Below are 14,807 nucleotides of genomic sequence, written 5' to 3' on the forward strand. Positions count from 1 at the left end.
CGAGAGACGGCCTTCGACATCAGAACGGCACCTCGATCATCGGTTAGCGAGGATGAGGTCCGAGGAACCTGTCACCGTTCAGGTGGATCATGTGCGTGGGATCCGAGGCCAACCACACCTCGGTCTCCCAGGCCAAATCACCGAGAAACCTCCTCATGATCGATCGGTTGGGGAAACAGGAGACATAGACGACGCCAGCCGACGAACCAGCGAACATACGAGACAGCTCGCTGTAGCGAATGTGGCCCACAGGACCGTGCGTTGAGGCAGCCTCCATAAGGAACAGCCAGTTCTTGCCGGCCTGGTAGACCACCAGGTCCGGCATTTTTCCATGCTCATCGACCACAACACCCAGCTCAGCAAGACGATCACGCTCGAAGGTCGCCAGCTTCTCGTCAGCATCGCCTACATAGAGAATCTCACCGCCAGGGACAAAGTAGGCACAGAAATCTTCCACCATCGCTTTGATGAGGATGTTCTGCCCCCCCACCCTTCAACGTGAACACCCCGCCATTCGGCGTGGTAACCGGAATACGCGTGAGATCACGGGCAGCCCTGTACTTCGCCTCAAGGCTCCCAACCTCCGCCAGATACTCCTCAACAGCCGGGACGAAGTCAGGCGTCCCATAGAGCCTGATCGTCAACAAGGCCTCCGGATTGAGGCGGTAATTGTTTTTCGAAGAGTTGGTTGGTCGACCCGGGTTATCGTCGTTGTAGAGACAGAATCCCGCATCAACAAACTGATGGAGGACGAAGCGGCGGATGGTCTCACGCGAGTTCTCGGCGATGGGATGGCTCAGCGGGCCACGCATCCAGTCCAAGATGGCCCGCACACCCATACGTTCATTGGTAGAGTCGGCCCACGTATTGTTCTCATCAAGCCCAGCGAGAGCCAAAAGCGTGCGCGCCGAGGCCTCATTCGTTCGCCTACTATCGAATCCGAACGCCCGAAGGATATCCTGGGCTTCCTGGACGGTACTCACGCCGCCTCCATGCGCTCAGCTGCCATCACCTGACGAACAGCATCGTCGGGCCCCAACTCACTCCGCCCCAGAAGAAGTAGTCGTTCAATACTAGGGAACTTCATCTGCCTCAGATCGCCAGCATTAACTTGAGTATGACCAGAGAACAGGCGAAAGAAGTCATCTACCTGCTTAGAGTTCAGCCAGACAGCCAGGCCAAGCGCCAGCTCACGATCCACCCCTCGCCCAGAACAGTGAATATAGTTTAGCTTGTTATCAAAAGCAGGCTGACGCACATCATCCGACCAGACTGCAGCCACGATTCGACGCCTCTCCTCCTTAGCGGAGAACCTCTTCACCAGAACATAAGTGCCCGCTGGCACCAGCACTTTCGACCTCAACGGCCCCTCAGCATGAAACCACTGAGGTTTCTTGATCGAGGGACGCGGATGAAGAACCACGTTGTCAACAATGTTGGCCGAGTAGACCATTGGCACAACATCATTGCCGCAACTGTTCCTGAGGTGTTCCCGCAAACGAAAGTCCACCACACGTCCAGTTGAGACAGTGAGTCCCAGGTCAGTCAAACTATAGTGAGCACACTGCATCCATTCAACAGCCTCAGCATCCTCACGCGAGGCAGGAACGAAGACAAAATCATCAGTGACGACCTGAGAAGCAGGGACGTCTCGAACCGTCGGCATATCACGGTGATCCACGGACGAGGACAGGCGGACGACTGGGGGCTGCACCCCACGTGTCACAGACACGATAATCGTCTCCTGGAGTACTCCAAGGTCCCCGAACACCTCAGAACGAGACTGGAAGGTATGGATACCGTCGATTCCGAAAGAAGCCAGCAGAGTTCGACGGAACTGCCTGAAGTAGGTACCGTTCATCCAAGAACGCGGAGTGATAGAAACCTGTTGCCCACCAGCGTCCAGCAAAATGGTTCCAAGTGCCATGAATCCCGCATAAATGTTGGGAACCCCAATCCCGACAGTACGCAAATTCCCGTCCAAGGCCGACCCCGAACGGATCTTTCGGTAGGGCGGATTCTGAATCACGAGATCGAAGCGCTCATCAGTGCGCAGCGCCCAGTCAACAAAGTCACCCTTCACTAGAGCAGTAACAACCCTCGCCTCCATCTCACAGTCCGCAAGAGTGTCAGCCAGGACGGGCCACAGGGACCGATCCGCCTCAACTGCAGTCAGCACCACCTGAAGATCCGGCCGCTCCCGTCTCAGGCGATCAACCACCGCAGCAGTCAGCACCCCCGATCCCGCCCCTGGATCCAGCACTCGGAACGTACCGGACTCAGGCAGACGCACCATATCCGCCATGATCCGAGCGACAGCGACAGGCGTGAAGAACTGCCCCAACTCAGCTTGGCTGGCTGCGTCCAGACCTGCCAGAGACATCTCACGTCGAGCGGCTGCACGTTCCAGAAGGTTCATGGTGATCAGGTTACCGGCCACCAACGACAGCAATCTGCTGAGCCAGTTCTCGAAGGTAGCCGGATACCGCCGTGAGGTCACAAGCATCTGGCACGATGGGGGAGCCGGCGCGTCGCCGGCTGGAGGAATGGAGGAACCATGTCCGTCACTAAGGCTCTTGTCTCCCGCAACGCCGCCTACTCCGCCGAGGTTCTCGCCCGGGGCGGCCTGGCGGCCAAGGGGACGCAGAAGATCGCGGTCGTGGCCTGCATGGATTCGCGCGTGGACGTCTTCGCGGCGCTGGGGCTCGCCCCGGGCGAGGCGAACGTCATCCGCAACGCCGGTGGCCTGGTCACCGAGGACACGATCCGCTCCCTGTCGATCAGCCAGCATCTGTTGGGCACCGAGGAGATCCTCCTCATCCACCACACCGGCTGCGGCATGCTCTCCTTCACCGACGAGGAGCTGTGCTCCACCCTGGAGGTTCAGGCCGGCGCGCGCCCGGCCTGGGCGCCGGGGGCCTTCACCGACCTGGCCGACAGCGTGCGCCAGTCGATCGCCCGCATCAAGGCCTCGCCCTTCATCCCCCACACCGACGCCGTGCGCGGTTTCGTCCTGGACCTGGCCACCGGCCGCCTGGTGGAGGTCGACGCCGCCCAGGCCTGATCCTCCGGGGCCTCGGGGGTCTCAGGAACCTCGGAGGCACTGAGCGAGGTTGGGGCCGTCCGGGCACGCAAGGACCCCTCGCGCACCCGCCAGAGCCTGCTTACCCTTGCTACCTTCCGGTCCTGGGGGATTCACTGGATGACGCCGCACGAGGGGCCGAGCGAGAGACTACCCGATCCGGCCCCGGGTTGCGAACCGTCCGCATGCGGCTGCCGTGCCCGCCCCGTCCCTGAAGCTCGAGACGCACAGTAGGGACAGTAGGGTCCGAGGACGGTCCTGAAAGGTGCGCCCTGAAGGCCTACGGTGCGTCCTGGCGGGGTCGACGCCGCGAAACCGGCCTCGCGTGACAGATCCCACCGCCCCGGGCTGGCCCCGGGGATGGGCGGTCCGATATATTCCTTTCTCGTTGCACGCGGTTGTCGCCGCGTGGAGCGCCTGGAGGATTCGCCTAGTGGCCTATGGCGCACGCTTGGAAAGCGTGTTGGGTGCAAGCCCTCGGGGGTTCGAATCCCCCATCCTCCGCCACCACCCCGGAATCCGCGTGATTTCGGGGTCTTTCCGTCCTCCGCTCCGCCGCCCGCAGCGGGCGTCCGATCAGGTTCCCTCCCCATCGACGCCACCACCCGCTCCTGCCACGATGGCCCCATGCGCACAAGAGCCTCATCCCTCATCGCCCTGCCAACCGCGCTCCTTCTCGCCGTGAGCCTCAGTGCCTGCGACGAGGACGCGGTGGGCACCCCCTCCACTGGTCCCTCCTCCTCGGCCAAGGCCGCCCCCACAGGCTCCCCCCAAGACAAGGACACCCGGGACTCCGACGGCGATTCCTCGGCCACGCCTCGCACCGATGCCTCCACCGGCTCCAGCGCCAAAGCGGAGGGCGGCGCCAAGACCGTGGACATCCATGACCTCAAGACCGGCAACTGCATCTCCGAGATGGTCAACGGGACCGAGCAGGGCGGAACGGAGGCCACGGGCGCGAAGCTCGTCGACTGCTCCACTCCCCACCAGTACGAGGTGACTGGAACGGGGCAGTCCACAGCCTCCACCTACGCCGAGGCGAACACCTCCGATGAGGTCACCGCCGTCTGCGGACCGTTGCTGGACAGCTACGTCGGCTCCCCCTCCAAGGCCAAGAAGTACCAGGCGGTGGCCCTGACCCCCTCGCAGTCCTCCTGGGACCAGGGGGACCACTCGTTGGTCTGCTTCGCCCAGAACCGGGATAACACACCATTGAATAATTCCATCAAGAACTCCTAGTCTGTCCCCATCGAGCAGGACGGCCGCGCACGGCGCACCACTGATGGAGGAGGCCCACTTCTCCCTTCCCGCGCCTCGCGAACATCGTCCCGCCTCCCACTCCGGCCGGGTGGCGACTCTCCGTTTCTCCGTCTCATGTCGCCACCCGGTCCTTATCCCGGATTTTTTCAGCCACCTCTCCGGTCGTGACCAGGAGCCGGCAGAAAACCGGCACAATCCGGCCATTCCGACTGTTACGGTTCGAGCCATGCGCACCCGGACCACGCTCCTCGCCCTTCCTGTCGCCGCCGCTGTCACCATGGGGCTGACCTCCTGCAGCCTGTTCTCCTCGCAGACCACCACCGCCACCAAGGACCTCGAGGTCGGGCAGTGCTACAACCCCGTGAGCAAGGACTCCGGCGGGGAGAACGCGGTCGGCGAGGTCACCGTGGTCGACTGCTCCAAGGCGCACACCTACGAGGTCATCGCCCAGACCACCTTCGGCGACGACGTCAAGCAGCTCCCCAACAAGGATGCGGTCAAGTCCTTGGGCCAGGGCTTCTGCCTGGGCGAGGACTTCACCAAGTACGTCGGGATCGAGTCCAGCAAGACCAGCTACCAGGTCGAGTACCTCACGCCCGGCGAGGGCACCTGGGCCCAGGGCGACCGCAAGATCAGCTGCGTCGTCGCCCAGGGGGATAAGTCGCAGGTCAAGGGATCTGCCAAGAACTCCAAGAAGTAGCCCTCCGCGCCCTCAGGAACCGTCGCCCCGGGTGTCCGGGGCGCACCCCGGAGCCCTGAAGAATATTGAATATCGCATCGATAGCCTTCTTTAAAATGAGGGCGGCTGTCGTACTTTCCCGGGATCGCCGACCCCGATCAAGCGCCGCGTTCCTCCGGAACTACTCGGGTCGGCCGGGCGGCGGCCATCACGGGCGGCTGAAGCGCCCGTAACCTCCTGGAGTGACCAGTGATGTTCTTCGCGCACCGCAGCCCGGCGCCCCGCTCGACGACGAGCCACCCGAGCGCCGCCCTGTCCGCGCGCGCCGTCGAGGCCCCAGACGTCGCCCCGACGATGGCGGCAGCCGACCATCCTCCACCCAGGAGGCGATCCTGACCGCCGCGCGCGAGTCCTTCCTGACCCAGGGCTATGAGGGCACCACCATCCGCGCGGTGGCCCGCACAGCCGGCGTGGACCCGGCACTCGTGTCCTACTACTTCGGCTCCAAGGGGGACCTGTTCGGGGCGGCAGTCAACCTGCGCGCGCAGGCGAGCCAGGAGATCGCCACTGCCATCAACGGGGATCTCCTCTCGGCCGGTCCCCGCCTGGTACGCCTGTCGCTGACGGCCTGGGACGACGACGCCGACGGCGCGACCTTCCGCACCCTGCTGCAGTGGATGGCCGCCGACGTCCGCAGCCCGGAGGCGATCCAGAACTACGCCACTGAGCAGATCGCAGTCCCGATGACCGAGGCCCTTGAGCAGTCGGGCCTGTCAATCGCCTCGGCGCGAGAACGGGCCGCCCTGGCCGGCTCCCAGCTGGTGGGGCTGGCCATGATCCGTTACGTGCTACGCCTGGAGCCCATCGCCGGAGCGAGTATCGACCACCTCGTGGAGGTCGTCGGACCGACGATCCAGCACTACCTCACCGGTCCGCTGCAGCCCGCGTGAGCCGGGTTCGCCCCGGTGGCACGTCACCGGGGCGAACACAGGCGTACCGAGAATGTCTCGAGCTCGGGAGTCAGAAGGCCTCGTAGCGCCCGGAACTGAGGAAGACGCCGTGACCGGTCTCGGTGTTGCGGCAGGTCATGCCGTTCTCCTCGGAGCGGCACGCCCAGGAGCCGAAGGTAACGGACTGGCCGTACTCCACCACCTGGGGCGAAGAGCCGCCGCCGCGGAAGGCCTCATCGAGCGAGAAGGCGCCCTCGCTACGGCCGGCGAGCTGCGGAGTCCCACCGGAGCTGAGGTCGAACCACCACTTGGGCGAGCCCGCCTCATCCTTGCCGTAGGTGCCATCGGAGCGGTAGGACAGCACGCCGCAGCCCGCGTGGTGGGCGGACAGGTCGCAGCCGATGTTTCCCGACGGCGACACGATCATGGCGGTCTTCTCCGAGACGAGGTTGTCCGGGACGAAGGACGTGGCCTGGCCGGGCTGCTCGTCGGCGGGGGCGGCCGGCTCAGCGGGCGTCTGCGCGGGGGCGCCCTTGTCAGCCTGTTTGTCGGTCTGGGTGTCGGCGGGCTTCTCAGCCGGCTTGTTGGCGGACTTGTCTGCCGGCGCCGGCTGATCCGAGGACTTCGGAGTCTCGGGCGCCGCGGAGCGCGGCGCCTGAGTGGCTCCGGCGTAGGACTTGCCGGCGTCGTCGGCCTTCCCTTGACCCTGGGAGGCCTTGGAGGCACCACCGTTCTGCTGTCCCGGAGCGTTAGTCTTACCGGAGGCCAACGTCTTGGGGACGCCGTTCCCGCTGTCGGCGGGACGGGGCTCGTTGGCCCGCGGGCTCGCAGGACGGGACTGGGAGCCGGAGGACTGCGACGCGGAGGAGTCGGCGGAGCCCTTACCGGTAGGACTGGGGATGCGAGGAGAGGCGTGCCCCGCCTTCTGCCCGGAGGTCGCCTGGGCACTGGCCGACGACTGCGTCTTCGCAGATGACGATGAACCCGTGGTGCCCTGCTGATTGGCGTTGGAGGCACCACCGGACTGACAACCGGCCAGAAGCATGGCGGTTGAGGTGAGAACGACAAGGGACAGGGGAATGGTGAAGCCGCTTCGGCGGACCGCGATGGTCATGACTGCGGCATCCTTTCGGTCGAGGTCGGTGCGGCCAACACGGTACTAGAGCCCAGAAGAAGAGAGGAACAGTCCGAAGGTCAGGCGACGCGCCGATTTCCGGCATCAGACGTCCCATCTTTCCAGTAAACCACCAGATATCGCAGCGATAACGCCAATCACAGAGAGATGACGGAATCACCGTCCTGTCGGCCACATTCCAACTAGTGAGACAGATAACGGAAAGGTCTCCCCTTCCCCAGGAGGGTCCGGACAGGGTCACCCCAGCGGACCGGCCCCGGCCGGAGGCGATGGTGACGAGGTCGTCGAGGCCGTCGAGGTCGTTGATGTTGGACGACCCACGCCTCCCCCACGCACCTGCGGTCGCTTCATTCACTAGGATGTTGCCGTGATCTTCAAGGCAGTACGCGAGAGGCCCCCCTACCCCGACCACGGGGTCACCACTCAGCGCGATTGGGCCGTCATCGCGCCTCGACAGATCCGCCTGGCCGATCTCACCACCACCCGTGCGACCCTCGATCTGCGCAGCCTCCTGGATGACGACTCCACCTTCTACGGCGACCTGTTCGCTCATGTCGTCTCCTTCAAGGGAGACCTCTACCTGGAGACCGGGCTGCACCGGGCACTGCGCGCCGCCCTGCAGGGGCGTACCGCGATCCACGCCCGCATCCTGGAGGTCACGGAGGAGGGGGTGCCGCGGCTCGCCCCGGCGCCGCCGAGCGCCTGACTCTCACCGGCAGCACTCGGCGACCCGCCCGGCACCCCAGTCCACGGCTCGGTCCCATGTCACATCGAGCCCACCACCACCCGATGAGCGTCGTCGTCCATTACCCTGGATCGCGTGAGTAGTCCCGCAGATCCGCGCGCCGAGTACCGGCGGCACATGCAGCACCGTCAGGCCACCGTCATCGGCACCATTCTGGCCGTCATGGTGGTCGCGGTCGCCGTGAGTCTCCTGGTATCGCTGGGCATCCTGCCCGCCTACAACCCGGGCTTCTCGCACCCCAAGAGCACGGCGACCTACGTGCCCCAGCCCTGCCCGCCCAACGGCGCCAAGACTGTCGACGTCACCACGATCGAGAAGATCAACGTCTACAACGGCTCGGAGACGGTGGGTCTGGCCGCCACGGTGCAGCAGGAGCTGGAGGAGGCGGGACTGACCGTCACCTCGGCGAATGACTGGCCGGGAGGCATCTACAACGGCGAGGTCCAGATCATGGCCTCCAAGGGCGGCCTGACCAACGCCTACTCCCTGGCCCAGATCTTCCCCAAGTCCACGGTGCAGCTCGACAAGAGCCTGTCCGACGACGACACCACGGTCTCGGTGGTCCTGGGCAAGGAGTACCTGCAGAACGCGCTGAAGTCGGACGAGATCAAGCTTCTCGGCGCCGGCAAGCCCATCACCGCCCCCAGCGACTGCGTCCCGGCGGACAAGGCCGCCACGAAGAAGCCCAGCTGATTCGGAGCCGCTCAGGTCCGGGCGGGAGCATCCCGACGACGACGCCCTGCCTCGATGGTTTCCTACCCCGATCGAGGACGTACTTCTCCGACGAGGACTGCGTTGTCCCCCAGACGACTGGGGTCCGGCCTCAGTCATCTGGGGGACAAGTACGTCCTGGACGGGAAACGCAGTTCCCGATTCAGAGCGTCATCGCGTCTGAGACGCCGGCTCGGGTGCGGTTCCAGGGCCGGTCTTGCCGGGGGCGACAGTGAGCAAATGAAAGAGGCTTGGCGGACTGACGTCCGCGGGGCGCCTCAGTCGCGGCTCTCACCGGCGCTCTCAGCGCCATCGGTGCTCGACGACGTCGGAGCCGCCGCAGACGCGGCCGCGGACGAGTGGGCGGCGCGGCTGGAGTAGGCCGGGCCCTCCAGCTCGGTGCCAGCCGGGGCCGAGGCCGGCGAGGCCTGCTCCAGGTTGGTGCCGCGCAGCTTCGAGATCCAGCGCATCGCGTGGTAGACGCCGATGGCAGCGGCCGAGCCCAGGGCGATGCCCTTGAAGGTCATGTCCCCCCAGACCAGGGTGTAGTCGGCGATGGCCACCACCATGGACACGGCCGCCGTGTTGAGGTTGACCGGGTCGGAGAAGTCCACGCGGTTCTGCACCCAGATGCGCACCCCCAGCATGCCGATCATTCCGTAGAGGACCGTGGCGGCCCCGCCCAGGACGCCGGCCGGGATCGTGGCGATGATCTGACCGAACTTCGGCAAGAGGGACAGGCCCAGGGCGCTGAGCGCCGCCACCACGTAGGCGGCGGTGGAGTAGACGCGCGTGGCGGCCATGACGCCGATGTTCTCCGCGTAGGTGGTGGTGCCCGAGCCGCCGCCGCTGCCGGCGAGCATGGTGGACAGCCCGTCGGCGAACAGGGCGCGGCCGGTGACGTCGTCGAGGTCCTCTCCGGTCATGGCCGAGACGGACTTGACGTGGCCGATGTTCTCAGCGATCAGGACGAGCACCACGGGGATGAACAGGCCCAGGTAGCGCAGGTCGAAGGCCGGGGCGTGGAAGTCGGGCAGCCCCAGGACAGGGGCCTTGGCCACCTTGTCGAAGTGCACCTCCCCGCGCAGCACCGCGGTGGCGTAGCCGATGAGCACGCCGAAGAGGATCGCCAGGCGCCCGATGAGGCCCTTGAACATCACGGTAATGACCAGGATCGAGACGATCGTGACGACCGCGGTCACGGGGCTCTTTGTGACATTGCCCCAGGCCGCGGGGGCCAGGTTGAAGCCGATGAGGGCGACGATCGCGCCGGTGACGATCGGCGGCATGAGACGGTCGATCCAGGCGGAGCCGACCAGGTGGACGATGATGCCCACCACCAGCAGGCACAGTCCCACCGAGATGATCCCGCCCTGCGCCAGGGCTGCCTTGTGGGGGTCAAGGGGGAGACCTCTGTCGCGCGTATAGCCGGTCACGGCGCCAATGGGGGCGAGGAGGGCGAAGGAGGAGCCCAGGTAGCTGGGCAGGCGCCCGGAGGTGATGCCCAGGAACAGCAGGGTGCCCACACCGGTGAAGAACAGCGTCGTCGCCGGGTCGAAGCCGGTCAGCAGCGGCACCAGGAAGGTGGCGCCGAACATGGCGATGACGTGCTGGACACCAATGCCGATGGTGCGCGGCCAGGTGAGGCGCTCACCGGGGGCGACGACCTCACCCGGGGCGATGGACCGGCCATCGCCGTGCAGGCGCCAGCCACGAGAGGGGAAATAGGACACGAGTGAGCTCCTGCCTGGGCAATGAGGGGAATGACTGTGTCCCGTGGGAAATCCACTCGCGGGAGACCCGCGGGACGCTCGGCAGGACCCGGCAGAGTCTGCCGGGACTTCAGCATAGCCCCTGCTCGGCGAGCACCGGACCGGGCCCCTCGCAGGTACCCGGCAGGCACGCGGACCGGGCCCCTCGCGGGCATCTGTCGGGCAGTGCCCGATTCGTCCGCGGGAAGGATGCCTCTCCCCGGCACCGGCGGTGCATGATGAGGTCATGAGCACCGTCGGGACCTCCACGCCAGGACAGAGCGCGCCACGCTTCTCGCCGAGCTCGGAGCAGTACGTCGACGGACTCCCTCCGGGATTCGTCTTCCCCGGCACCGAGAATCTCGACCCGGCAGAAATCTTCTCCGGCCCCGGCTACACGGCGCCCCGCCCCCGCAGCGACTCCGGGGCGACGGCCGCCCTGGTGTGCGGGCTGCTCAGCTTCATCCCCTTCGTCGGCGTCGCCGCGATCATCCTGGGCATCAGCGCGCTGCGGCGCCTGCGCCACAGCTACAACTCCGGTGAGGGGCTGGCCTGGTTGGGGCTCATTCTGGGAGGCGTCTCCGTCATCCTGTGGTCCTGCCTCCTCATCCTCATACTGTTCATGGTCTAGGGACCGGACGGCCACACCGGGCCAACCGGTCCCCTACAGTGGTCCCGTGAAGCCTTTCATCATGGTGACCACGCGCCCCGAGCACGAGGCGGCGCAGGACGAGTACGAGTCCTTCCTGGCTCAGAGCGGTCTGTCGCGCGACGACCTGCAGCACATCGCCCTGGAGGAGGTCGACTTCCTCGACTCCTTCACCGCGGCCGATGTCTCCGGAGTACTCATCGGGGCCAGCCCCTACAACGCGGACACGCCGGCAGCCGAGAAGACCCGCAGTCAGCTCAACGTCGAGGAGCAGATCCGCGAGCTGCTCGGGGTGATTCTCAAGGAGGGCATCCCCCTTCTGGCCACCGGCGTCGCGCTCCAGGTGCTGGCCGCCTACCTGGGCACCGGGACGCAGGAGGAATTCGGTGAGGAGCTGGGAGCCGTCGACCTGTTCCTGACGGCGGAGGGCCGTAAGGACCCGATCCTGGAGGGGCTCCCCCAGGCGGTCACGGTCTTCGCCGGCCACTACGAGGGCGTCGGGGAGGTGCCCCCGCACGCGACCTTGCTGGCGAGCTCACCGGACTGCCCGGTCCAGATGCTGCGCGTGGGCAGGAACGTCTACGCCTGCCAGTTCAACCCTGAGCTCGACGCCGTCCGGTTCGAGCGGCGCGTCAGCATCTACGACGAGGCCGGTTACGGTGACCCGGACATGAGCGAGGACATCCTCACCCAGGCCCGGTCCTCCGAGGCGCACGACGCCGGACGGATCATCCGCAACTTCATCTCACACTTCACCCGCAGCTGAGCTGCCGCCCTTGGGGCCGCAAGCCCCGAACGACTCGGGGGTCCAGGCGCAGCTCTGGAGCTGAGAGCCACGACCATCAGGACGTTGCCATGACTTACCCACCCGCCTATCCGGGGCCGCCACAGGGATACAACGGCCCATCGAGCCCGCAGTACCCGCCGCAGGCGGCCTATGGCCAGCCCCCGGTGAGCGCTCCGCAGGGCGGGGCGACATACGGGCAGGCGCCAACGCCGGCCGGTCACGGCGCGTACATGCCTCCCGCGCAAAGCGCAATTCCGACACAGTCGGTGGTGCGCCCACCCGGGGCCCCCGCCTTCCCGAGCCAGCCCTATCCGCCTGCGCCCGTGCAGGCCTCCGCACCGCAGTATCAGCCGTACCAGCCGTACCAGCCGCAACCGCAGCAGTTCCAGCAGTTTCAGCACGGCGCGGGCTCGGGCACCGGGTCGGCATACCTGAGCGGAGCAGTCACCGCACCGGGCTATCCCTCTCCTGCCAGACCGCCACAGCTGAGCAGCCCGCGCCCAGGAACGACCTCATCCCAACCCGTGGGCGCACCACACCATGTGCCGTGGAGCGGTGCGAAGGCCGTGGCGCTCACGGCACTGCTCGTACTCGCCGTCCTGGAGGCCGCGAACTTCATTATGTCGATGAATGCGTACATTACGAGCAAGCACAGTTGGCTCTCCCTCTCCAGACTGGCGGCCTCAATGATATACATCAGCATCACGCCGAACCTGTGGTGGCTCTTCTTCGCCTTCCGTCGCCTCTTCCGAAACCAGCCCGTCTCCGAGATGACCGGATTGGCGCTGTGGTTCGGATTCGTGACAGTCATGCTCCCAACCGGAACAGCCCAGTCCCATCAGATTCATATCAACGCCGTCATCATTGTAATCTCTTTCTTCGTCGCCACTGTCGGAGCCGTCGCGACCACACGACTTAACCAGAGGCTGAAGGAGCCGCGATCCTGGATCCTGACCCTCGCCGTAGGCTCCTGTCAGTTCATCCTGTTCAACACGATTCTCCGTTTCGCGAATTTTGGCTGGGTCGCCTACGCCTCGATATCAAACGGCCAGAGCATCACTCACTACACCTCACATCTTTGGCTCGTGTGGTCGGACTCCGACGTAGTCGGGATTCCCTTGGTGCCCAGCATGATACTCTCCGCCCTCATCGCCATTGTGTCGGGTATCGGCGTCATCCAGGCGGCCCGCGGATCTTATGGCAAGACATTTAAGATAACGTCCATTACTTGCGCATCCCTGTTGAGCCTCGACAGCCTCCTCGTCTCTACCGTCTTCGGAGGGCCCTCGGCTGACGGGCACAGTCATACGCCGTCCGAGACCGGTTTCATGCTGCTGGCAGTCATCGTCGTGGGGATCGTCACCGTCGGTTCGACGGTGGCCGCCGCCCGTCACCTCACCAACGAGGAGTCCACCGGAGGAACTCAGCAGGGACTTCATACTGGAGGAGCACGGGGCATGCAAAACCGCTTCAGCCGGTATCACCGGTCCCAGTCACCATGGACGGGCGGATACTGAGCCGGTCCCACCACCGCGAGGTCGGCACGCGCCACCACTTCGGTTATCGACACCGACCAACAGGTCGAGCACAATGCCCACTATGCGGCAGCCACCTCCACCTCAGAGCAGCCCTGCTCCGACGCCGTCGGACGCTTATGGATACGGCCCGGCCACGCCATACGGCGTGATGCCACACGGGCCGCACACCACTGCGTCACCACCGCATGCGGCCCTCACACCGGACCGCGGGCCCCAGGGCGGGCAGCAAGCCGACTACCCCTATCTTTTCCAGGGACAGAGGAGCACCCCGACGCAACCGGTGGCCCCGCACCTGTCCAGCATCGGCCAGCCCGCCAGCAGTATCGTCACCAACGGGACTGATATCGGCCCCTATTCGGCAGCGCCCACCGCCAGCTTTCCCAGGTTCACCCCCGCCCCGCTCCCGGGCCCCGCTCCTGCGACCCCGCAGCCGCTCGTGCCGCCATCACTGGCCAGTGCGCCACTCGGCATCACCCGCAAGACCGCCTTCCCCTCACCCGCCCCCTGGGGACGCGACCGACTGGCCGCCCTCGCGCTGACACTGTTAGCAGTCGGATTTCACGTGATATGGACAATCAATGACACGTCCACAAACCAGGCCTTCCCTTCCTTACAGAACCCCACGGAGCGCGACTACATCCAGGCACTGACGTACATCCCACTAACATTAGGCGCCTGGTGGCTCATCCTTATCCCTATCTCCATCGTCAACATCATCAGAAACCAGGCCAGCGTCATCACAACAGCGGCCGCAATTCAACTACTCTTCATTGACGCATTAATACTGAACAACGACCCCATCGGCAACCCATTCCCCATTTTGTGTCTGCTGGCCACTGGCTCCGCAGCGATCTTCACAACCCGGATGGGAAGGACCGCCAACCCTCCTCGACACTGGCTGGTCAGTCTTGGAATGGCGATGAACCTGTTCCTCCTCATATCAATGCTCCACCGGATCACAAAACTGCTCCTCAACGCAAAATTTTATCGATCAGACACGAGTAGCCAGACGGTCAATTTATGGATGACCCCCGCAGTCGGACCGAATGATCGGGGAATACCACTCACTGTTGGGATAGTCATCACGATCATCTTAGCCGTCATTGCCTCGATCAACCTCTATCTGGGAGTCTCATCTCCCACCAGTCGCGTATTCCGCTACACCGTTGGACTCGCCCCAACACTCATAGCCCTGGTCAACATGTATATTCTCGCCGCGTTCGGCATATCCCGCGCTGTCGTCTCCTCCGGTCTCGGGCTGAGCAGTACTGGCCAGCGGTTGCCGTATGTCATCTTCCGGGCGTGGGCCGCATCGATCCTGCTGGGAGCCATCGCCGTCGGGATCACCGTGCTGCTACGCCGACGCGCGTCCGCCATGAAGCACAAGGCACGTCAGTTCGTACCAGCGGCCACAAGCACGCAACAACCCCAGCATGTGAGCTACCGGCCCCACGCCCAATAGGCACCCCCACGCACCCCACTTGACCTTACGCAGGTACGGGCTCACCCCATCCGGATGG

Annotated in this window: 15 protein-coding genes, 1 tRNA gene and 1 other RNA gene; 11 read left to right on the top strand and 6 right to left on the bottom strand. The window is 65.1% G+C overall.

Annotated features, from left to right (window positions below):
* Positions 1 to 43: 43 nt before the first annotated feature.
* Genes BKH20_RS14340 through BKH20_RS06490 form a run of 3 tightly spaced genes read right to left on the bottom strand, consistent with a single transcriptional unit; the run spans position 44 to position 2,419 of the window.
* Positions 44 to 460: a BsuBI/PstI family type II restriction endonuclease gene (locus BKH20_RS14340; RefSeq protein ID WP_218638151.1), complete on the bottom strand. Its 417-nt coding sequence runs from the start codon at positions 458 to 460 to the stop codon at positions 44 to 46.
* Positions 420 to 983 carry a hypothetical protein gene (locus BKH20_RS14345; protein WP_218638152.1) on the bottom strand — a complete coding sequence of 188 codons (564 nt, stop codon included), beginning with the start codon at positions 981 to 983 and terminating at the stop codon, positions 420 to 422. Before BKH20_RS14345 ends, BKH20_RS14340 begins: the two co-directional genes overlap by 41 nt.
* The gene (locus tag BKH20_RS06490; protein ID WP_075390424.1) at positions 980 to 2,419 is read right to left on the bottom strand and encodes an Eco57I restriction-modification methylase domain-containing protein; all 1,440 of its coding nucleotides are present in this window, start codon (positions 2,417 to 2,419) and stop codon (positions 980 to 982) included. Before BKH20_RS06490 ends, BKH20_RS14345 begins: the two co-directional genes overlap by 4 nt.
* A gap of 138 nt (positions 2,420 to 2,557) precedes the next feature.
* Between BKH20_RS06490 and BKH20_RS06495 the strand changes: the two genes are divergently transcribed.
* Positions 2,558 to 3,064: a beta-class carbonic anhydrase gene (locus tag BKH20_RS06495; protein ID WP_075390402.1), complete on the top strand. Its 507-nt coding sequence runs from the start codon at positions 2,558 to 2,560 to the stop codon at positions 3,062 to 3,064.
* A 66-nt stretch (positions 3,065 to 3,130) separates the two neighbouring features.
* Here the strand turns inward: BKH20_RS06495 and ffs are convergent.
* An RNA gene (gene ffs, locus BKH20_RS06500) (signal recognition particle sRNA small type) lies at positions 3,131 to 3,225 on the bottom strand.
* A 276-nt stretch (positions 3,226 to 3,501) separates the two neighbouring features.
* Between ffs and BKH20_RS06505 the strand changes: the two genes are divergently transcribed.
* From BKH20_RS06505 to BKH20_RS06520, 4 genes are all read left to right on the top strand, one after another.
* Positions 3,502 to 3,589 (top strand) — tRNA-Ser (locus tag BKH20_RS06505).
* Positions 3,590 to 3,709: 120 nt separating this feature from the next.
* On the top strand, positions 3,710 to 4,321 hold the full coding sequence (locus BKH20_RS06510) for a septum formation family protein (protein WP_075390403.1): 612 nt from the start codon (positions 3,710 to 3,712) through the stop codon (positions 4,319 to 4,321).
* A 247-nt stretch (positions 4,322 to 4,568) separates the two neighbouring features.
* Positions 4,569 to 5,042, top strand: a complete 474-nt coding sequence (locus BKH20_RS06515; protein ID WP_070659116.1) for a septum formation family protein — start codon at positions 4,569 to 4,571, stop codon at positions 5,040 to 5,042.
* A gap of 221 nt (positions 5,043 to 5,263) precedes the next feature.
* Positions 5,264 to 5,971 carry a TetR/AcrR family transcriptional regulator gene (locus BKH20_RS06520; RefSeq protein WP_075390404.1) on the top strand — a complete coding sequence of 236 codons (708 nt, stop codon included), beginning with the start codon at positions 5,264 to 5,266 and terminating at the stop codon, positions 5,969 to 5,971.
* Positions 5,972 to 6,041: 70 nt separating this feature from the next.
* Here the strand turns inward: BKH20_RS06520 and BKH20_RS06525 are convergent, their stop codons facing one another.
* A complete protein-coding gene (locus tag BKH20_RS06525; RefSeq protein WP_075390405.1) occupies positions 6,042 to 7,085 on the bottom strand; it encodes a hypothetical protein in 1,044 nt (347 codons plus the stop codon).
* A 388-nt stretch (positions 7,086 to 7,473) separates the two neighbouring features.
* On the opposite strand from BKH20_RS06525, the gene BKH20_RS06530 reads away from it, so the two are divergent.
* Both BKH20_RS06530 and BKH20_RS06535 read left to right on the top strand, forming a co-directional pair.
* Positions 7,474 to 7,812, top strand: coding sequence for a hypothetical protein (locus BKH20_RS06530; protein ID WP_003788121.1), 339 nt, complete (start codon positions 7,474 to 7,476; stop codon positions 7,810 to 7,812).
* A 156-nt stretch (positions 7,813 to 7,968) separates the two neighbouring features.
* Complete coding sequence (locus BKH20_RS06535) at positions 7,969 to 8,544, top strand: LytR C-terminal domain-containing protein (RefSeq protein ID WP_081381628.1); 576 nt, start codon at positions 7,969 to 7,971, stop codon at positions 8,542 to 8,544.
* A 296-nt stretch (positions 8,545 to 8,840) separates the two neighbouring features.
* Here BKH20_RS06535 and BKH20_RS06540 read toward each other — a convergent pair whose 3' ends face one another.
* Entirely contained in the window at positions 8,841 to 10,295 is a 1,455-nt protein-coding gene (locus tag BKH20_RS06540; RefSeq protein ID WP_075390407.1) for a uracil-xanthine permease family protein, read from the bottom strand.
* 265 nt (positions 10,296 to 10,560) lie between these two features.
* Here BKH20_RS06540 and BKH20_RS06545 point away from each other — a divergent pair, with 265 nt between their 5' ends.
* The 4 genes from BKH20_RS06545 (at position 10,561) to BKH20_RS06560 (ending at position 14,749) form a co-directional block, all read left to right on the top strand.
* The gene (locus BKH20_RS06545) at positions 10,561 to 10,944 is read left to right on the top strand and encodes a DUF4190 domain-containing protein (RefSeq protein ID WP_075390425.1); all 384 of its coding nucleotides are present in this window, start codon (positions 10,561 to 10,563) and stop codon (positions 10,942 to 10,944) included.
* 46 nt (positions 10,945 to 10,990) lie between these two features.
* Positions 10,991 to 11,728 (top strand): glutamine amidotransferase-related protein, encoded by a 738-nt coding sequence (locus BKH20_RS06550; RefSeq protein WP_075390408.1) that lies wholly within the window; start codon positions 10,991 to 10,993, stop codon positions 11,726 to 11,728.
* Between the two features lie 587 nt (positions 11,729 to 12,315).
* On the top strand, positions 12,316 to 13,266 hold the full coding sequence (locus tag BKH20_RS06555) for a hypothetical protein (protein WP_256693060.1): 951 nt from the start codon (positions 12,316 to 12,318) through the stop codon (positions 13,264 to 13,266).
* Between the two features lie 301 nt (positions 13,267 to 13,567).
* The gene (locus tag BKH20_RS06560; protein WP_075390410.1) at positions 13,568 to 14,749 is read left to right on the top strand and encodes a hypothetical protein; all 1,182 of its coding nucleotides are present in this window, start codon (positions 13,568 to 13,570) and stop codon (positions 14,747 to 14,749) included.
* Positions 14,750 to 14,807: the final 58 nt, after the last annotated feature.

This window comes from Actinomyces oris, from assembly GCF_001937445.1.
In the GTDB taxonomy this organism is placed as follows: Bacteria; Actinomycetota; Actinomycetes; order Actinomycetales; family Actinomycetaceae; genus Actinomyces; species Actinomyces acetigenes.